We start from the raw sequence: 19,016 nt of genomic DNA on the forward strand, positions 1-19,016 counted from the left end.
CGTGAGCAGACGACGGACCGTCGCCATCACGGTCATCGCGGTGCGGTCGGAGGTGGGACGCTTGGGGTGTAGCCTGATTCTTCGCTGCATGCGTCGCTATCACCAGTGCTCGCTGTGCGGCACATCCGGCGCGTTTCGGTCGTGAGAGCGGTTCCTGGGAACGACGTTCCGGCGACGTGATCGTCGTGGTTGGCGAGTGCCATCGCCATCAGTCGTTTTCGCCCGGTGAGAGCGGATCGTAATCGTCGAGGACCGCCTCGCGGCTCGCGACATCGAGCGTCTCGTCGTCGAACTCGCGGACCTCCTCGAAGAGTTCGTCGACGTAGTCGACTTCGGGCCCGAGATACGCCGCGGCGACGTAGATGGCGACGTTCACCGGAAGCCCGATGATAGCGCCGGTGAACCCACCGAGAGCGGGAACCGGGCCACCGACGCCGAGCGCCAGCGTGAGGTTGATACCGAAGGTCACGGCGAGCCCGACGGCGATGCCCGCGAACGCGCCGTACTTGTTCCCCTTTCGCCAGAACAGTCCGAGGAAGATCGGTGGGACGATGTGGACGAGGGCCTCGTAGGTCCAGATCGCGATCCGGGCCAACAGGGGGAGATCGAACGTCGCGATGTAGAACGCCATCGCCACCCACGCGACGATGACGACTCGGGATATGTTGACCGCACGCCCGGTCGGGATGTCCGGTTTGAGCTCTTTGACGATGTTCCACGCCGTAACGACGCCGACCGTCGTGAGCTGGGAGTCGATGCTCGACATGCCGGCGGCGAGCACGACGATCCCGACACCCGCGAGCAACAGCGGCCCACCGGCCATCCGGGCCATGACGAAGAAGGCGCTCTCGCCCGCTGACGCTGCCTGCGGGACGAGGCTGATCCCCAATCCGAGAAGCAACAGCAAGAACGTGGCGAGGACCGCGATGATCGGTGCCCCGACGGCGACTTTTTTCACTTCTCGAACGTTCTTTGCGAGAAAGATTCGGTTGAAGATCTCGAGCCACGCGTAGCCGCCGAGCGCCCCGGTGAGGATGATCGACGCCCAGTAGCCGCTCCCGCCATTGACGACGAGCAGCTCGGGGTTTTGCCGTGCGATCTGTTCCAACATCGGTCCGTAGCCGCCGAACAGGCTGTTGGCGATCCACACGAGACCGACGAACAGCACGATCGTCGAAATGATTCCCTGGATGAAGTCAGTGACGACGACGCTTCGCATCCCCGCGAAGACGATGTACACGAGGATCACCGCCGTGATGATCCCCATGCCGACGTCGAACGAGATGGTACCGTTCGTCGCCTCGCTCATCAGGAGCCCGAACGTCTTGATGCTCAACACCTGCCACGGCGCGCCGATGACGATCGCCGCAACGGCCACGAGCACCGACAGTGCCGGCGAATTGAACCGGAGGCGGATGAAGTCGGGCATGTTGTAGAGGTCGTGGAGCTTCCCCCACTTCCAGATACGGGGGGCGATGGCGTAGTACACCACCAGCCCGGCGATGGTGTACACGACGAGATAGAAGGCGATGGTACCGCCGGAGCCGGCCAGGGCGAACCAGCTGGTGTAGGCGCTGGCGACGATCCACGTCGCGAGGATCGTGAAGATCATCATCCACCACGGGTACGACCGACCGGCGACCGCGTACTCCTCCATGGTGTTGTCGCGCATTCGCCCCCAGACGAGGACGACCACTCCCAGTAGCCCGATGTAGCCGAGGATGAGGATCGCAGGAAGGAGATCGTTCAGCGCCATCAGACCACCTCACCCCGCTTGAGCTCGACCCAGTACAGCACCGACAAGCCGAGCGACATCAGTAGGCTGATCAACAGCGTCCAGAACAACACGAACGACAGACCGAAGACGTACGGCTCTGCCCGGTTGACGATCGAAAAGAACGGCGGCATCATGGTGAGGAACAACAGGAGAAAGTACGCGCCGAACGCGAGAACGACCGTGCGCCGCCGCGGTCTTCTCACCCACTGTACGAGCGTGTTGGCCGACGCCTGATCCGTGCTTCGCGATGCCATACCAACACCATGACTCTACGATATAAATATGCGTCGATAAATAGGACTTGGTCCCACTGAAATCCACAAAGTGGGATTTGAGACAGTATCGTCGCGAACGAACCGTATCCTGGTTCGGACTTGGGTCACACGTCGCCGGCAAGCGAGAGCGCGGCGTTTGCGTACACATTGGCCCCCGCGACACAGTCGTCCCACTCGGTGAACTCGGCTTCGTTGTGTGTCGTCCCGCCAACGGACGGGACAAACACCATTCCAGCAGGCATGATTCGGGAGAGATATTTCGCATCGTGTCCAGCACCGCTCACGACCCGCTCGTGCGCGACGTCAAGCGTCGCAGCAGCGTCACCGACCGCTTCGCGGAGTTCCGGCGCGAACTCCGTGACGGAGGTTTCCCAAACCGTGTCGAGCTCGTACGTCGTCCGATGTCGTTCGCACGCCGCCGCGAGCTCGGCCGCGACGCGCTCGGCGGCCGTCTGGACGACATCGTCGTCCGCGGAACGGACATCGATGGTGAACTCGGCGCGGTCGGGGACGACGTTGATCGAGTCCGGTTCGGCTCGTATCCGGCCGACAGTCGTCACCGCGTCGGTCGAGAGCCGGTTCGGGAGGGCGTTGATCTCGCTCACGGCGTCCGCCGCCGTCGCCACCGCATCGTGACGGGCGTGCATCGGCGTCGGGCCAGCGTGATCCGTCTCACCGTGAATCGTTGCTTCGAGCCATCGGATCCCGAACACACCGTCGACGACGCCGACCGAGGCTCCGTGCTCCGCCAGTTTCGGTCCCTGCTCCACGTGGAGTTCGAGGTAGGCGTGGTGGTCGTGTGACCGAACTGGGTGCTCGCCGTCGTAGCCGATGCGTTCGAGTGCGTCGCCGAGACGCGTCCCATCCGCATCCGTCATGGCGAGCGCCGTTTCGAGACCGAGTTCGCCGACGAAAACCGCGCTCCCGAGCATGGCGTGCTGGAACCGAGAGCCCTCCTCGTTGGTCCAGTCGACGATTTCGATCGGACGTTCGGTTTCGATGTCCTCCTCTTCGAGGGTTCGAAGCGTCTCCAGTGCCGCAAGCACCCCGAGCTGTCCGTCGAATCGCCCGCCACGAGGCTGTGTGTCGAGGTGTGATCCGATCAGAACGGGAGCCGCATCCGCGTTCGTCCCGTCACGCCTCGCGAAGACATTGCCGATCGCATCGATCCGAACGTCGAGACCGATCTCCCGAAGGTCGGCGACGAACCGGTCGCGCGCTTTCCGATCCGCATCGGTGAGCGCAAGACGATGGAGACCACCCTGCTCGGTGGCACCGATCGCGGAGTACGTTTCGAACGAGTCCCGAAACCGTTCCGCATCGATCGTCACCATGGGTATCTACCGACCCGATGTTCGCTCGAACCAGAGCGACGAAAGCTCCTGGGAGACGTTCGAGGTGGGCTGAACGATCGATCGTGGTGGCCTGGTCGACAGCTCGTTCGTGATTCCGGTGAAGTTCCGATAATACTCTCGTTTGTCATGAGTCCGTATTGTCCTCCCGAGCTGTGGTCGGTCGTTCGCTTCACGGGCCGACCGAAACCACAGCAGCCCCAAACGGGGCAGTCGTCCGATGTCCGGTCGCTACGACGACACGATGTCGATCATCTCGCCCGCGCCGACGTCCTCGGCGGCGGTGTAGAGCTGTTCGGCGGTGGCGATGTCCTGGATCGCGAGCCCGGTCGAGTCGAACACCGTCGTCGCCGTCCGGAGCGACGACCGGTCCTCGGTGACGACCTCGCCGACCGTCGCCGCCACGTCCGCCCGGGTGAACGTTCCATCGGCCACGGGGACATTGATCTCGCCGCTGTGCGAGCACTGCTCCCAGTCGTCGACGACGACCGCCGCGCTGTCGAGGATCGCGGGATCGAGCTCCTGCTTGCCCGGTGCGTCGGCCCCCATCGCGTTGATGTGGGTCCCCTCGCCGATCCACTCGGCGTCGAGGATCGGGTCGCGGGAGGGTGTCGTCGTCGAGATCACGTCACACCGGCCGAGCTCTGCGGGGGTGCCGCCGACGATCTCGCAGTCGCGGTGGGACTCCTTGTCGACGAACGCCTCGATGGCGCTCTCGTCGAGATCCGAGACCACGACTTCGGCGAGGTCGAACTCGGTCGCGATCGCCGCGAGCTGGGTGCGGGCCTGAACGCCGGCACCGAGCAGCCCCAGCGAGTCGGTATCGGGCGGAGCGAGGTGACGGGTCGCGACGCCAGCGGCGGCCCCGGTCCGAAAGCGGGTGAGCTCGGTGCCGTCGATCACCGCGAGCGGGTACGCCGATTCGGGATCGCTGTACACCACGAGCCCCATCACGGTCGGGAGCCCGAACCGATCGGGGTTGTCGGGGTGGACGTTGACCCACTTGACGCCGGCCCCTTCGCCGACCTGGGCCGGCATCGAGCGGAAGTCGCCGTTGACCTCGGGGAGATCGACGTACGACTTCGGCGGCATCGTCGCGTCGCCGCCCTCGTACGACCGGAACGCGCTCTGGAGGCCGTCGATGATGGCAGGCATGTCCGCGTACTCGCGAACGTCGGCGGCACTGATGATCCGGGTGCCGTCCGGCACCTGGCCGTCGAGCGCTGCGGTGTGACTAGTTGAAGACGTCATCGATGGCTCCGTCGAGGACGCTCACCGCACGATCCAGCTGGTCGTCACTCGTGATCAGCGGGGGCGTCACCATGATCTGGAACGACGGCCGACCGCCGCCGAAGAGCACGCCGTCCTCGCGGGCGGCCCCGAGCACGTCCATCACCGGGTTGTCACCGTCGTCCACCCGGGGATCGTGGAACGGCTCGCCGGTCTCGGGATCGGCGAACTCGACCGTCCAGAGGAACCCCCGACCGTGAACGTCGTGGACGACGTCGTGAGTGGCTTCGAGGTCTTCGAGTCCCTCGCGGAGCACGGGTTCGAGCTCCCCGACGTTCTCGATCGGCCCCTCGGTGTAGGCGTCGATCGCGGCGACGCCGGCGGCGCAGGCCACCGGATGGCCGCCGAACGTCTGGCCGAGATCGAACCCCTCGCGCTCGACGTACGACCCCACGTCGGGGCCCGCGATGACGCCCGCGAGCGGCGCGTACGCGCCCGTGACGCCCTTCGCGAACGTGATCATGTCCGGATCCACGGGTTCGGTGTCCATCCCGAACCAGTCGCCACACCGGCCGAACCCCGCGATGACCTCGTCGGCGATCAGGGAGATGTCGTACTCGTCACAGAGCTCCCGGACGCGCTCGAAGTACCCTGGTGGAGCGGGGAACCCGCCGCTGGTGCCGGCTACTGGCTCGGTGAGGATCGCGGCGATCGAGTCGGGGTCCTCGTTGCGGATCACGAACTCGAGGTGGTCGGCCGCGAGCCGCGCGAGCTCGTCGGGATCGTCGGTGTCGAACGCCCGCGGGATCGGCGGCAGGAACTTCGCCGCACCGGTGGTCGCCGCGTGGTTTTCGAGCGTCGCGCGGGTGTCGGGATCGCCCGTCAGGCTCCCCGCCCCGTAGGTGCCGCCGTGGTACGAGCGCCACCTGGTGAGCACCTTCGGCGCGTCGTGGTACTCCCGGGCGAGCTGGACCGCGACCTCGTTGGCCTCGCTCCCCGAGATCGAGAGGAACGTGTGCGAGAGGTCGCCCGGCGCGATCTCGGCGAGTCGTTCGGCCAACTCCTCACGGATCGGCGTGCTCTTCGCCGAGGAGACGTACGGAATCTGCCTCGCCTGGTCGGCCATCGCCTCGACCACCGACTCCTGGTCGTGGCCGAGGTTGGCGCAGTACAGCTGCGAGCAGAAGTCGAGGTACTCCTTCCCCGCGTCGTCCGTGACGGTGACGCCCGACCCCTCGGTGATCGTGAGCACGTCGCCGGTGGGATCGTACCAGTGGGGGATGCTCGTCCCGTCGCTCCGTGCAGCCGGTGCCTGCTGTGACATGGTCGGTGGTTGCAGTCCATCATAATAAGGCTTTCTTGGACTGTATCCAAAAACCTCTCACTCCGCGAAACTCCGTTCTTCGGGTCCGCGACTCAGCCGTGGCCCGCCAGCACGGCGTTCACCGCCGCTCCGGTGAGGAGGATGAACATGCTCGCGTACACCCAGATCAGCACCGAGAGCACGACGCCGAGCACCTCGTATGCCTCCTGGGTGATCGCGTAGGTGGCGTAGAGCTGGAAGGCGACGTGAAACAGCGCCCAGCCGACCGCGGCCACCACTGCCCCCGGGAGCACCTCCTGGGGAGTCACGTCGACGTTCGGGAACACGTAGTACAGCGGGAAGAACACGACCGCGAGCACGACCACGAACAGCAGCGGGTTGGCGAGTCGCACGAGCGGTCCCAGTGGAACTACCGCGACGATCGTACCCACGATCACCGACGCGAACAGCCCGACCCCCACGGCGAGCACGGCCACGACGCCGTCACCGAACTGTCGCCGGAGCGACTCGTGGGTCGGCGCGTCGTAGATCGTCGCGAAGGCGATGTCGAGCCCGCGGAAGATCCTGAGGAGGCTCCAGACCAGCGCGGCGGCACCCAGTACCACGAGACCGGTGCGATCCGCCGCGCCCGTGATCGCGTCCGCGAGCAGCGCCCGCGCCTGCGGCGTGAGATACGGCTGTGTCACCTCGTTCATGTAGCCGACGCCGGCCTCGCCGCCGACCGCCGAGACCGCGACGAGCGAGAGCAACGACACCGGGACGAGCGCGACGAACACGTGGTACGCGAGGCTCCCGGCGAGAAAGGGCACGTAGTTCCCGGTCACGTGGCGCGTGATCCGGCGGACGATCGTTGGCAGCGTGGCGATGCGATCGTTCATGTTCGGTGTCTCGACGGGACGGTGGAATCACCGCTGCGCGATCGACGACCCGCGTCTCCCGGTCTCACTGGGTTCGGGTACGACGAGCGGCGGAATATATCCACGGCCTTCGATGGCTCGGCCGGCGAGCGACACCGAACCGCTTCGACGACTCGTCCGGGCGGTTGCGTCGGCGTCACGCCAGGCGCACCCGGTGCGGTCCGCACTCGCGGGTCGGCCGCCGAGTCGCTCCGTTCGCGGACGAGAGCGAGCATGCGAATACAGCCCCAACTGTCTTGATCGCGTCCGAGGTACGACCTATCGATGTCTGTCCAGAACACCCGCGACCTGTTCGAGCACGAGCTACAGGACATCTACTTCGCCGAACACGAGCTCACGTCGGCGTACGAACGGATGGCCGAACACACCGCGGACGACGAGATCCAGGCGTTCTTCGAGGAGCACGTCGACGAGACCGCCGACCACATCGAGCGGCTCGTCGAGGTCTTCGAGCAGACCGACGAACCGCCACAGACCGAGGAGTGCGAGGGTATCGAGGGGCTGCTCACCGAGTGGGAGGGGTTCCTCGACGAGGCCGAGAGCGGGCCGCTGCTCGATTACTACAACCTCGTCACGGCGGTCAAGACCGAACGCTACGAACAGTCGGCCTACGAGAGCCTCGTCGGCCTCGCCGAGCACGAGGGCCGCTCCGAGGCCGCCGACCTCCTCCGTGAGAACTTGGCGGAGGACGAGGCAACGCTCGACGAACTCGGCGAGATGGTCGACGACTACGACGCGCTCTCGTAAGGCTCGCGTCCGCTCACACCACGACCACGCCTCCTTCCGGTTCAGTTGCCGTTCGTCTCGATCCGCGCACCCTCGTTTCGGGGTTCACAGACCACGACGTTGCCGTCGACGCCCGCCGACGCGAGCGCGTCGCGGGCCGCCGTGCGGGCTTCCTCGGCGTGTGCGTCGTCGGTCAGGCCGTACACCGCGGGGCCCCACGACGACTGGCCCGCGCCCGCGATCGCCGCCGACGCACCGAGGTCGTCGATCAGGTCGCCAAGCGGCGGGCGGTAGACGCCGCCCTGCTCGTCGGCGTACCACGCGCCGTTGAGGCGACCGAGTTCGGCGATCGCGCTCCCGAACGGCTTCAGCGATCCCTCGGCTGCCGCCGGCAGCAGCCGCCGCGCGACCAGTTTCGCGATCTCGTCGGTGATCGCGGGGTCGGCGTGGGCCGCGACGCGTTCGAGACTCCGTTCCTCGCCCTCGCCGCTCCGGCCCGCCGCGAGGTCGGGGAGCACGAGGACGAACCGCCACGCCTCGGGGAGCGCGTGGCGGGCGATCGGTTCGGGCACCGTCCACTCGCCCTCTGCCGGCGGGTCGGCGGTGAACCGCTCGGTCCGGTGACCCGCGTCGACGACGAACCCGCCCCGTTCGAACGCTGCACAGCCGACGCCGCTGCGTCCCCCGCGACCCAGCGCCGGCGCGCGCTCTCGCACTCGTGGCTCGCGATCGTGTGCCCGCGCGACCGCCGCGAGCACGGCGAGGGCGAGCTGGGTGCCGCTGCCGAGGCCGACGTGGCGGGGGAGTCGCTCACGGACCGCGACCTCGGCACCCGAGACGCCGAGCAGTTCGACCGCGCGGTCGGCGTACTCGCCAGTCCGAGGGTCGTCCGCGTGTACTGTTTCGGCGGGCCGGGCGTCGACGACGAGCCGGGGTTCGGCGAGCGCGCACCCGACGCCGCCGTAGAGCCGTTCGCGTGCGAGTGCGAGGCTCTGGAACCCGAAGTGGAGCCGCGCGCCCGCCGTGACCCGCGCCATGGGGAACGCTCGACCCGTTCGCGAAAATCGGTTACGGTCGCTCGCCGAGGACGTGCGCCGCCGCGTGGTCCGCGCCGTTCTCGTACGCCGGCGGGTCGAGGGGTTGGCCGACTGCCCGGACGACGTGGGAGATCGAGTGCTCGACCTGGAACCCCTCGACCCCCGTGCGCTCGATGACCCGCGAGACGCCGTGTTGTTCGTCGGTGAACGGATAGATCACACAGGGCGTGCCGGCGACCGCGGCCTCCATCACGGTCGAGTAGCCGGAACACACCACCCGATCGGCGGCACGCAGATGGGGAAGCAACGCGGGCACGCACTCCCAGTCCGGGCTGCCGACGAACGTCACGTCGTGGCCCGCAGTGCGAAGCCGATCCGTGAGCTCGTCGAACCCGTTCGAGTACGCGCTCGGCACCACGAGGACGTCGGTCTCGACGGGTGGTCGCCCCTCGTCGCCGTCCGTCACGTCGAGCGCGATCGGCGGAACACGCGTTACACCGGGAGGATCGCCGGGATCGGCCGGCCAGATCGATGGGTAGAGGAAGTCCTCCGCGGCGAACTGCTGGTGACGGTTGAGCAGCCAGGTGAAGCCCTGTTCGATGACCGCGTCGTAGTACGACGAGGCGTTGTGGGTGCAGACGAACAGCCGCGTGTCGGCGAACTCGGCCGCCATCGCGGCGAACATGTCGTCGGTCACGAGCGCGTCGGGCTGCTCGCGTCGGAGCCAGCCCACGTAGTCCGCCACCCGGTGGGCGCTGTTGGGAAGGCTGTTGGCGAGCACGCGCGCGAGCGAGCCGCCCTGGTAGTCGCCGATGAAGTCGACGGCGGCGGGTTCGAACTGCTCGTACCCGTTGAACTCGATGAAGCGCGCACCGTGGCCGCCGCCGGCGAGCGTGACCGTCGCGCCGCGGGCTTCGAGGGCGCGCGCGACCGCCAGCATCCTGGTCGCGTGCCCCGCTCCCTCGGGGTAGTGGGCGACGGCCACAGTGGGTGCCATTGCCCCTCCCTGCCACCGGCGGCCACAAAACCTGTTCGACTCGGTTCCACCCGAACGTGACGGAGCAACAAACCGTTACGGCCCCGAATCAGCACCCAAACCGATCACGACGGACGATCGATCGAACGTACGGGGGGCGAACGATCGGGCGAAATCCACGAGCCGGCGACCCGATCCCTGCCGGCACCGCATATCTACCGCCGACCGACAGTATAAACCGCTGGCCGCCGAGGCGGGGGTATGAGTCAGCAGCCGAAATCGCCCGAGGCGGACCACGAGGGCGGGTCGAGGGATCGAGGTGAAGCCGGATCGCCCGAGGGTCTCCGGAGCCGCGAAGTCACGGACGGCCCCGAGCGCGCGCCCCATCGAGCGATGTTCCGCGCGATGGGGTTCGACGACGCGGACCTCGACTCGCCGATGGTCGGCATCGCGAACCCCGCCGCCGACATCACGCCGTGTAACGTCCACCTCGATTCGGTCGCCGAGAGCGCCATCGAGGGCGTCGACGAGGCGGAGGGGATGCCGATCGAGTTCGGCACGATCACGATCTCGGATGCGATCTCGATGGGTACTGAAGGAATGAAGGCCTCGCTCGTGAGTCGGGAGGTGATCGCCGACTCCGTGGAGCTGGTGGCCTTCGGCGAGCGCATGGACGCCCTCGTCACCGTCGCGGGCTGTGACAAGAACCTCCCCGGGATGATGATGGCCGCGATTCGGACCGATCTACCGTCGGTGTTTTGCTACGGCGGGTCGATCCTGCCTGGCGAGCACGGGGGCCGGGAAGTCACCGTCCAGGACGTCTTCGAAGGCGTCGGCACGTACGCCGAGGGTGAGATGAGCCGCGAGGAGCTCGACGACCTCGAACGCAGCGCCTGCCCCGGTGCGGGCTCGTGCGGTGGGATGTTCACCGCGAACACGATGGCGTCGATCGCGGAGGCGATCGGCCTCGCACCGCTCGGGAGTGCGAGCCCACCCGCAGAAAGCGACGAGCGCCGGGTAGTCGCCCGGGAAGCGGGTGAGATCGCGCTTGACGCGGTCGCGGAGGACCGCAAACCGTCGGACATCCTAACGCGTGCGAGCTTCGAGAACGCGATCGCGCTTCAGGTCGCGATGGGTGGCTCCACGAACGCCGTGCTCCACCTGCTGGCGATGGCCGCCGAGGCGGGCATCGACCTCGACATCGAGACCTTCGACGAGATCTCCCGGCGGACGCCGAAGATCGCGAACCTCCAGCCCGGCGGCACGCGCGTCATGAAGGACCTCCACGACGCCGGGGGCGTGCCGGTCGTGGTTCGCCGGCTCGTCGAGGGTGGCTACATGGACGGCGACGCGATGACCGTCACCGGGCGCACGATCGCCGAGGAGCTCAACGAACTCGACCTTCCCGACGACGAGTCGATCGACGCCGACTTCCTTCGGCCCGTCTCGGACCCGTTCTACGAGGAGGGCGCGATCCGGATCCTGACGGGGAACCTCGCACCCGACGGCGCGGTCATCAAGGTCACTGGCGAGGAGGGCCTCCGCCACGAGGGTCCGGTTCGAGTGTTCGAACGCGAGGAGGGCGCGATGGAGTACGTCCAGGAGGGTCACGTCGACTCCGGCGACGTGCTCTGCATTCGCAACGAGGGGCCGAAGGGTGGACCCGGGATGCGCGAGATGCTCGGCGTGACCTCCGCGGTCGCGGGCCAGGGTCACGCGGAGGACGTCGCGCTCTTCACCGATGGGCGGTTCTCGGGGGCGACTCGCGGGTTCTCGATCGGTCACGTCGCACCCGAGGCGTTCGCCGACGGGCCGATCGCCGCGCTGGAGGACGGCGACCGCGTGACGATCGACGTCGCCGAACGGACTCTCGAAGTCGACCTCACCGACGCCGAGATCGAGTCCCGCCTGGCCGAGCGCGAGCGGCCCGATCCCGACTACACTTCGGGCGTGCTCGCGAAGTACGGGGCGATGTTCGGTTCAGCGGCCGACGGTGCGGTGACGAACCCCAGTGCGAAGCGGGAATAGCGGGGGGTGGTGCGGTTGCGGCGGCGGTGCAGTTGCGGTCCTGGTGGATGAAGGGCGAGACCACGAACGGAGTGAGTGGTTGAGGGCTTCGGCGGTCGTGGTTGCGGTGCGGAAAGCACAGCAGTCGTACCGTGAGCGAGGCGAAGCCGAGCGAGCGGGTGTTTTTGGTCCAGATTTTTGCGAGTAGCGAGGGACGCGGAGCGTCCCTCGTACCGTGCGAGCGGGCTTCGGCCCGCGAGCAGAGAGCGGTGGGCAAGCGAGTGTAACGAGCGAGCGCACCCGACGAAGTAAAAAGGTGGGTGGGGAGTCGCAAAGGTTTAGCGGGCGGGTACGCTACCGCGAGCATGGCGGACTGTCCACTCGCCGACGAATGCCCGAGTTTCTCCGAGCGGGTCGCCGGGATGGGGTGTCAACACTACGGCAACCGGGGCGGCGCTGAGTGGTGCAACCACTACAGCCAGCCGATCCGCGAGCTCAAGTCCCAGCCCGTGCAGATCGGCGAGGAGCTGATCGTCGACGTGACGGACATCCACGAGAGCGGGGCCGGCGTCGGCCGGACTGAGGATGGATTCATCGTCTTCGTCGACGGCGTGCTCCCCGACGCACGCGCCCGAGTGAAAGTCACCAAAGTCCGCTCGAACCACGCGAGGGCCGACGAGCTCGAACGCCTGCCGATGGACGACGAGGACGAAGGCGACGCGGGCGACGCAGCGGACGGCGAAACCGACGGAGACGATGGCGACGGAAACGAGCGCGATGGCAGGCCGAAACGCCGCGAGCGGCTGGGTAGTCGGGAGAACTTCTGGGGCGGGTAGGGCGGGTCGACGACCGAGTGGACAGCTACTTTTCGATCACCACGTCTCGACGGTGCCGTCGCGAACGTCTTCGAGACAGCCCTCGCAGTCGGGATGGCCAGCCTCGAAGCAGTCGGGAACGTAGCCGTCGAGGACCACGGTGCGCTTCTGGGCGTGGCGGCGACAGACGATCCGGGCGTGCTCGTCGTAGGGACCCTCGGCGTCGGCGCGTTCCTGGCCTTGGCTGTAGGCGCGCTTCGCCGCCGCGAACCGGCGACCCGCTGCGCGCGCGGTCGCCCCGAGAAACCCTCTGCGCCGCTCGTCGCTCATGGGTTCGATTGCGTGGCGCGCTACAAAGGCCCGTCGGCTTCCCGGAAGCCTTACTATCCACGGCGTGATGGTTGCCGACGGTAGCCGATGACCTCCCATACTCGTTTCTGACCGGGCCCATCGGTGGGTGGTGTCACCCGCCCGACGGCGATCGGTCCGGTTCGCGCACGCACCGTTTTCGACCGACGATCAGGCGACAGACCAGACAAAATCCATGCCAGGACCGGTCTTCATCGAGGGCGAACGGATCGAACTCAGAACCGTCGAAGAGGAGGATATCGAGTTCCTCACCCGCGGCGTGAACCATCCCGCGATCCGCCGGTACATCTCGGCGTTTCGAACACCACAGAACGGAGAGCGTTACGACGAGGTCTTCGAGAACGTCGATAGCAGCGAGAACGGGGCGAGCCTCCTCGTCTGCGCCGACGGCGAGCGGGTCGGCTCCGTTCAGTTGTATCCCGTCGACGACGGCCGCGGCACGGCGAACCTCGCGTACTGGATCGACCCCGAACACCAGAACGACGGTTACGCGACGGAGGCGTGCGAGCTCGTCGTCGCGTACGGCTTCGAGGAGCTTCGACTCCATCGCATCTCGGCGGTGACGATGGCTCCGAACGCCGCCTCGCGACGGGTACTCGAACGCCTCGGCTTCACCCACGAGGGGACGAAACGCGAGTCGGCGTTCGCCGAGGGTGAGCACGTCGACGAGGAGCAGTACGGCCTGCTCGAAACCGAGTGGCGCGAAAGACGCGAGCAACACGACGAAACGAGGTCGGCTCCGTAGCGTCTGCAGATTCACTTTCACCCCGCTCGCGGAACTTTTTATACCGTCGGGAGCCAAGCGGTGTACGTCTCCCACCGAAAACAAAGCGGAGACAGGAACACCAATGACGGACGTACAACAGCACGCGGAGCAGATCCACGACCAGTTTTCGGACGAGTTAGACATCACCGTCGCGGACGTCGAGGAACGCCTCGACACCCTGGTGAACGAGTACAAGGTCCCCGCGGAGGAGGCCCGCCGGAGCGTCACCAGCAGCTACCTCGACGAGGCCGGGATGAACAGGGACGAACTCGGCGGCGAGAGCGAGGAACGCACCCTCGAAACGATCGCCGCGCCCGAGGAGTGGGTCGATCTCACGGTGAAGGTCCTCCAGCTCTGGGAGCCACGAAGCGAGTCGATCGCCCAGGTGGGGCTGCTGGGCGACGAGACGAGCACGATCAAGTTCACGGCGTGGGCGACCTCCGACCTGCCCGAGCTCGAAGAGGGAGCGGTCTACCGGCTCGAAAACGTCGTCACCGACGAGTACGAGGGCCGCTTTTCAGTAAAGCTCAACCGGACGACCACGATCGAGGAGCTCGACGAGGAGCTCGACGTGCCCGAGTCGGGTGGCGACAGCGAGGACCGCGAGGTCGGTTCGATCGACGCGCCCGAGGAGTGGGTGAACGTCACCGCGAAGATCACCCAGCTCTGGGAGCCACGCAGCGAGTCGGTCGGCCAGGTCGGCCTACTGGGCGATCCCTCCGGCACGCTCAAGTTCACCAAGTGGGCGAAGTCGGACCTGCCCGAACTCGAAGAGGGGTCGGTGTACCGGCTCGAAAACGTGGTGACCGACGAGTACGAGGGGGATTTCTCGGTCAAGCTCAATCGGACGACCACGATCGAGGAGCTCGACGAGGAGATGGAGGTCGGTGACGACGCCATCACCGTGGAGGGCGCGCTGGTCGACATCCAGCGCGGTAGCGGCCTCATCAAGCGGTGTCCCGAGGAGCGGTGTACGCGCGTCCTCCAGAACGGGCGCTGTTCGGAGCACGGCGAGGTCGAGGGCGAGTTCGACCTCCGGGTGAAGGCCGTGATCGACGACGGCAACGCGGTCCACGAAACCATCTTCGATCGGGAGGCGACCGAAGAACTCGCCGGCATCTCGCTCGACGAGGCGAAGGAGATGGCGATGGACGCGCTCGATACTACTGTGGTGGCCGACGAGATCCGCGAGGGAGTCCTCGGCGGGTACTACCGCGTCGAGGGCCCCACTCTCGGCCGGTACGTGCTCGCGAACGACTTCGAGCGGCTCGGCGGGCCGACGGACGCCGAGGAAACGCTCATCAAAGCGAGGTCGCTGTAATGAGTGGCGCACCCACCCGCGAGGTCGCCCAGCGCGTGTTCGCGAGGGAGTTCAACGACGGCAGCGAGACGTTCAAGGAGAGCGACGAGGAGCGCGCGCCGGTCTACCTCCTGCTGCCGACGGGCGAGCGCGCGAACCGGATCTTCTTCGTGGGCACGCTGACCGAGACCGAAGACGTCGGCTCGGATTCGGAGTACTGGCAGGGCCGCGTGGTCGATCCCACCGGGACGTTCTACGTCTACGCCGGCCAGTACCAGCCCGAGGCCGCGAGCGCGCTTCGGGAGATCGAACCCCCGGAGTACGTCGCAGTGGCGGGCAAGCCCCGAACGTTCGAGACCGACGACGGCGAGACCAACGTCGCGGTTCGCCCCGAATCGATCACCGTGGTCGACGCCGACGCCCGCGACCGCTGGGTGGTCGAGGCCGCCGAGCGGACGATCGAGCGGATCCAGGCGTTCGACGACGATACCAACGAGTACGCCCGAATGGCGGCCGAGCGCTACGATCTGCCAGTCGAGAACTACCGGCGCGCGGCGGTGTCGGCGCTCGAAAGCCTCGAAGAGGCCGACGAGGTCGCGATCGACGCCGACTGACGCGACTCCGATTCACCGCTTTTCGATACGACGGATCCGCCAGTGCCAGCGTCTGACAAAGGATTAAGTCCGCAGGGCCACAACGGACGACTCCAGATGGGCAACAAGAACAAGACGATCTCGTTTCGGGTGAACGAGGACGCCTTCGAGACGCTCCGCGAGATCGCCGAGGAGCGCGACATCTCGCTGTCGGCGGTCTTTCGGAACTACGTCGACATGCTGGTTGCCCACGACGGTCAGGTCCAGGTCGTCCCCGAGCACGAGGTCGACGACGAATCCACAGAGAGCGGGTCGAGCTTCCCGCCGAAAGTCGAGGTACCGAAGAGCTACGTTCGAGAGCACGAGCGGCTCGAACTCGAAGCCGAGCACCTCCGCGACCAGCTCGACGAGCACCGGCGGTACGTCACCCAGTTGAGCCAGCGTCTCGAAGAGGAGGAGGACGGCGAGGACGTGATCCAGCTCGAAGAGCTCGACGACGAGGCCGACGGCGAGGAACCCTTCAGACTGGGTTAGAGCAGGTCGCGCTTTCGTTCGCTCACTCGTTGCTGCATGTCGCGGTCGTGCTCGACGTTCGCGAGGTCCTCCATCGCTTCGAGCGTGCGGACCGAGCTGTCGAGAAAGGAGAGCACGTCGCCCGGATAGGCCGTCACGAGATACTCGTCGCCCATCACGTCGACGATGGCATCCGGGCCGAGCCCCTGGGCGCGAAGGTCGAGCAGATACCGCATGAACTTCCGCTCGGGGTGGCCACAGTAGGGGTTCGACTCGCAGTCACAGTCGAGGAAGTCCTCGGCGAAGTCGAGCACCCGTTCTTGTGTTGCGTCGTCGAGCTTCGAGAGCCCCTCGCCGGAGTAGAGCAGATCGAGGGTCGCGCCGCTGAACGCGCTCCGCGGGATCCGGGTTTCGAGCTGGGACCCGATCCGGCGGTGGTTCTTGACGTAGATCTTGTCCGTGATGGCCACGCGTGTGATGTCGTACGGACGAGACCGGCAAAAGCGTCGCGGAACCGCTCGGAGTTCGACGGCCCGGCGGCCCGAGTCGTAACGTACTTTATTCGCTGGGGAGAACTGCTATTTGCGTGTCCGGGTTGGGGTAGTGGTCATCCTTCAGCCTTGTGGAGGCTGAGACGCGGGTTCGATTCTCGCACCCGGACTTTCTGCGGAACGTAGTGGCGAAGAAAGCCGGACGGCGAGATCGAATCAGGGAGCGAAGCGAGCGACTACGAGTGGAACGACCGTGGTTCGATTCTCGCACCCGGACTATGACAATCTTCTCATATTCCTTCAGCTAACCCACCCGTACAGTACATCGGCCTATCCGCCGGATTCTGCGCACTCACCGACGCGTAGCCAATCGGTAGCTGACGCCAAAGGGGGGAGGGTGGATCAACGGGGCGGCGGTTACAAGGTGATGCCACGCAACGGACCGCCCATCGTTGATCCTATCTGAGAACCTATCGCACGTTGTAATAAGTTTTGTGTGAAGTTCGTGCCCGTTGCCACTTTTGCGAGGCGGTCCGATGGATGAACGCGTTCAGGTCGGGATACCGGGGCGGGCCAGGGACGGAAGCCAGAACTGTTTGAGTGTCGCCGAAACCACGGTTCCAGCGTGTGTCCGTCGAGTATAGGAACAACTTTTAATACAGTCTTCTCGCTATGTCCTGAGAGAGTTCACCATGGTACAGGTACTCTGGCTCGTCGTGGCGGCGCTCATCACGTTCAGCGTGGGATACCTCGGTTACTCGCGGTATCTCGCACGGTTCGTCGAACTCGACGACGAGCGCGAGACGCCGGCACACAAGTATCGTGACGGACAGGAGTACGTCCCCTCGCGGCGGTCGGTGCTGCTCGGCCACCACTACTCCTCGATCGCGGGCGGTGCGCCGATCGCGGGACCGATCACCGCCGCGGCGGCGTTCGGCTGGCTCCCGGCGATCCTCTGGATCGCGATCGGCAACCCACTCTTCGGGGCGGTGCACGACTTCATGTCGCTGTCCTCCAGCATGCGTCACGAGGGCAAGTCGATCGGATACATCATCGGCGAGTACGTCGGCGAACGCGGGAAGGACATGCTGCTGTGGTTCGCCTTCCTCACGATCATCCTCGTGATCGCGGCCTTCGCCTTCCTGATCGGGAGCATCTTCGACGCGTTCCCTCAGGCCGCCACCGCGTCGGTGATCTACATCGCGCTCGCGGTGCTCTTTGGGGTGTATCTCTACCAGTTCGATCTCCCCTTCCTTCCCGGTGCGGTCGGGTTCGTCGCGGCGGTGTTCGCCGGGGTCTGGGTCGGTCTCCAGTACCCGATCGCGCTGGCCGCGCGCGAGGAGCTCCCCGAGGGAACGATCGTGCTGTTCGGGAGCGCGCTCGACTGGCTGCCGCTCGCGGCGTCGATCAACCCGAACGTGGCGGCGTGGATCCTCGTCACCGTGCTCTACGCGTTCGCGGCGAGCGTCCTCCCGGTGTGGGTGTTGCTCCAGCCGCGTGACTTCCTGACGTCGAGCCTGCTCTACACCGGCGTCGGCGGCATGCTGCTCGCGATCGTCGTCGGGTCGCTCGTCGGCTTCACCACGGTCGACGTCGTGGTTCCCTCGGCGGGGATCGACGTCACGGTGAGTTCGCTCACGACCCAGATCGAACCGTTCACCGGACTCGTCCACTCGGATCTCGGCCCGATCTTCCCGTTCCTGTTCGTCACCATCGCCTGTGGGACGATCAGCGGCTTTCACTCGTTGGTCTCCTCGGGGACGACCGCGAAACAGCTCGACAACGAAAGCGACGCGCGACTCATCGGTTACGGCTCGATGCTCGGTGAGGGGCTGCTCGCGGTGACGGCGGTGGTCGCGGTCTCGATCATCGCCACCACCACCGAGTCGCTGAGTGCCGCGCTCGTGACCTTCCCGGCGGGCGGCGGCGCGCTGCTCACCGCTCTCGGGATCCCGATGCTCGCTGCGGCGGCCTTTATCGGCCTGGTGTTCGCGAGTTTCCTGCTGACGAGCACCGACACCGCCGCGCGGCTCGGCCGCTACATGCTCGAAGAGATCGTCGGCACGCCCGAGACGTCGACCCAGGAGATCGCGGTCAACCGGTACGTCAGTACCGGTATCCTCTCGGTCGGTGGGTACTTCCTCGTGGCGAGCGGCACGTGGTCGAACATCTGGCCACTGTTCGGAGCCGCGAACCAGACCCTCGCCGCGCTCGCGCTGCTGGTGGCGACGGTCTGGCTCGCCAACTGGAGCGACAGCAAGCAGCTGATCAGCACGGGCGTTCCGCTCGTGTTCATGATCGGGGTCACTATCGTCGCGCTGCTGTGGATCGGCGTGATACGCAATCCAGGGGACATCCTTGCGGGCAACTACGAGGGGACGATCGCAGCAGTTTCGCTCGCACTCCAGAGCGTGATCGCCATCGTGTTGGTGGGGCTGACGATCGGACTCCTCTATCTCGGCATCACCAACGTCCGCAACGTCCGTGGCGGTGCCGGCACTGGGGCTGTCGCCGACGGGGGTGAGCCGAGCGACGACTGACGGTCGAA

Annotated in this window: 18 protein-coding genes, 1 tRNA gene and 1 pseudogene; 10 read left to right on the forward strand and 10 right to left on the reverse strand. The window is 66.4% G+C overall.

The features are described from left to right. Positions 1-208 precede the first annotated feature (208 nt). The 6 genes from TX76_RS03870 to TX76_RS03895 all read right to left on the reverse strand — a co-directional run bounded on the left by TX76_RS03870 (position 209) and on the right by TX76_RS03895 (position 6,836). The gene (locus tag TX76_RS03870; protein ID WP_049899282.1) at positions 209-1,756 is read right to left on the reverse strand and encodes a sodium:solute symporter family protein; all 1,548 of its coding nucleotides are present in this window, start codon (positions 1,754-1,756) and stop codon (positions 209-211) included. Then, entirely contained in the window at positions 1,756-2,031 is a 276-nt protein-coding gene (locus tag TX76_RS03875; RefSeq protein WP_049899284.1) for a hypothetical protein, read from the reverse strand. Before TX76_RS03875 ends, TX76_RS03870 begins: the two co-directional genes overlap by 1 nt. A gap of 125 nt (positions 2,032-2,156) precedes the next feature. After that, positions 2,157-3,386, reverse strand: coding sequence for a Zn-dependent hydrolase (locus tag TX76_RS03880; protein WP_049899286.1), 1,230 nt, complete (start codon positions 3,384-3,386; stop codon positions 2,157-2,159). 249 nt (positions 3,387-3,635) lie between these two features. Further along, the gene (locus tag TX76_RS03885; RefSeq protein ID WP_049899288.1) at positions 3,636-4,655 is read right to left on the reverse strand and encodes an ornithine cyclodeaminase family protein; all 1,020 of its coding nucleotides are present in this window, start codon (positions 4,653-4,655) and stop codon (positions 3,636-3,638) included. Further along, positions 4,639-5,958: an aminotransferase family protein gene (locus TX76_RS03890; protein ID WP_049899290.1), complete on the reverse strand. Its 1,320-nt coding sequence runs from the start codon at positions 5,956-5,958 to the stop codon at positions 4,639-4,641. Before TX76_RS03890 ends, TX76_RS03885 begins: the two co-directional genes overlap by 17 nt. 92 nt (positions 5,959-6,050) lie before the next feature. After that, on the reverse strand, positions 6,051-6,836 hold the full coding sequence (locus TX76_RS03895; protein ID WP_049899292.1) for a YihY/virulence factor BrkB family protein: 786 nt from the start codon (positions 6,834-6,836) through the stop codon (positions 6,051-6,053). A gap of 303 nt (positions 6,837-7,139) precedes the next feature. Between TX76_RS03895 and TX76_RS03900 the strand changes: the two genes are divergently transcribed. Next, on the forward strand, positions 7,140-7,622 hold the full coding sequence (locus TX76_RS03900; protein WP_049899294.1) for a YciE/YciF ferroxidase family protein: 483 nt from the start codon (positions 7,140-7,142) through the stop codon (positions 7,620-7,622). A gap of 41 nt (positions 7,623-7,663) precedes the next feature. On the opposite strand, the gene TX76_RS03905 is transcribed toward TX76_RS03900, so the two are convergent. Further along, on the reverse strand, positions 7,664-8,638 hold the full coding sequence (locus TX76_RS03905) for a beta-ribofuranosylaminobenzene 5'-phosphate synthase family protein (protein WP_049899296.1): 975 nt from the start codon (positions 8,636-8,638) through the stop codon (positions 7,664-7,666). Between the two features lie 31 nt (positions 8,639-8,669). Further along, entirely contained in the window at positions 8,670-9,635 is a 966-nt protein-coding gene (locus TX76_RS03910; protein WP_049899298.1) for a glycosyltransferase, read from the reverse strand. Between the two features lie 240 nt (positions 9,636-9,875). On the opposite strand from TX76_RS03910, the gene ilvD reads away from it, so the two are divergent. After that, complete coding sequence (ilvD, locus tag TX76_RS03915) at positions 9,876-11,642, forward strand: dihydroxy-acid dehydratase (protein ID WP_049899301.1); 1,767 nt, start codon at positions 9,876-9,878, stop codon at positions 11,640-11,642. A 344-nt stretch (positions 11,643-11,986) separates the two neighbouring features. After that, complete coding sequence (locus TX76_RS03920) at positions 11,987-12,457, forward strand: TRAM domain-containing protein (protein WP_049899303.1); 471 nt, start codon at positions 11,987-11,989, stop codon at positions 12,455-12,457. A 36-nt stretch (positions 12,458-12,493) separates the two neighbouring features. On the opposite strand, the gene TX76_RS03925 is transcribed toward TX76_RS03920, so the two are convergent. Then, complete coding sequence (locus TX76_RS03925; RefSeq protein ID WP_049899305.1) at positions 12,494-12,766, reverse strand: DUF7091 family protein; 273 nt, start codon at positions 12,764-12,766, stop codon at positions 12,494-12,496. 214 nt (positions 12,767-12,980) lie between these two features. Here TX76_RS03925 and TX76_RS03930 point away from each other — a divergent pair, with 214 nt between their 5' ends. The 5 genes and pseudogenes from TX76_RS03930 (at position 12,981) to TX76_RS03945 (ending at position 15,998) form a co-directional block, all read left to right on the forward strand. Continuing rightward, complete coding sequence (locus tag TX76_RS03930) at positions 12,981-13,550, forward strand: GNAT family N-acetyltransferase (protein ID WP_049899405.1); 570 nt, start codon at positions 12,981-12,983, stop codon at positions 13,548-13,550. Positions 13,551-13,653: 103 nt separating this feature from the next. Then, positions 13,654-13,836: pseudogene (locus tag TX76_RS18625) on the forward strand (replication protein A); the annotation flags it as partial. Between the two features lie 150 nt (positions 13,837-13,986). After that, positions 13,987-14,892 (forward strand): replication protein A, encoded by a 906-nt coding sequence (locus TX76_RS03935; RefSeq protein WP_228842301.1) that lies wholly within the window; start codon positions 13,987-13,989, stop codon positions 14,890-14,892. Then, entirely contained in the window at positions 14,892-15,485 is a 594-nt protein-coding gene (locus tag TX76_RS03940) for an RPA family protein (RefSeq protein WP_049899309.1), read from the forward strand. Before TX76_RS03935 ends, TX76_RS03940 begins: the two co-directional genes overlap by 1 nt. Positions 15,486-15,581: 96 nt before the next feature. After that, positions 15,582-15,998: a CopG family transcriptional regulator gene (locus tag TX76_RS03945; RefSeq protein ID WP_049899311.1), complete on the forward strand. Its 417-nt coding sequence runs from the start codon at positions 15,582-15,584 to the stop codon at positions 15,996-15,998. Here TX76_RS03945 and TX76_RS03950 read toward each other — a convergent pair. After that, positions 15,995-16,447, reverse strand: a complete 453-nt coding sequence (locus tag TX76_RS03950; protein ID WP_049899313.1) for a DUF5814 domain-containing protein — start codon at positions 16,445-16,447, stop codon at positions 15,995-15,997. The two genes, TX76_RS03945 and TX76_RS03950, sit on opposite strands and share 4 nt — an antisense overlap. A 119-nt stretch (positions 16,448-16,566) precedes the next feature. Between TX76_RS03950 and TX76_RS03955 the strand changes: the two genes are divergently transcribed. Beyond that, positions 16,567-16,638, forward strand: a tRNA-His gene (locus tag TX76_RS03955). 522 nt (positions 16,639-17,160) lie between these two features. Continuing rightward, complete coding sequence (locus TX76_RS03960) at positions 17,161-19,008, forward strand: carbon starvation CstA family protein (protein WP_049899315.1); 1,848 nt, start codon at positions 17,161-17,163, stop codon at positions 19,006-19,008. Positions 19,009-19,016: the final 8 nt, after the last annotated feature.

The sequence above is a fragment of the Halococcus agarilyticus genome (genome assembly GCF_000334895.1).
Classification (GTDB): Archaea; Halobacteriota; Halobacteria; order Halobacteriales; family Halococcaceae; genus Halococcus; species Halococcus agarilyticus.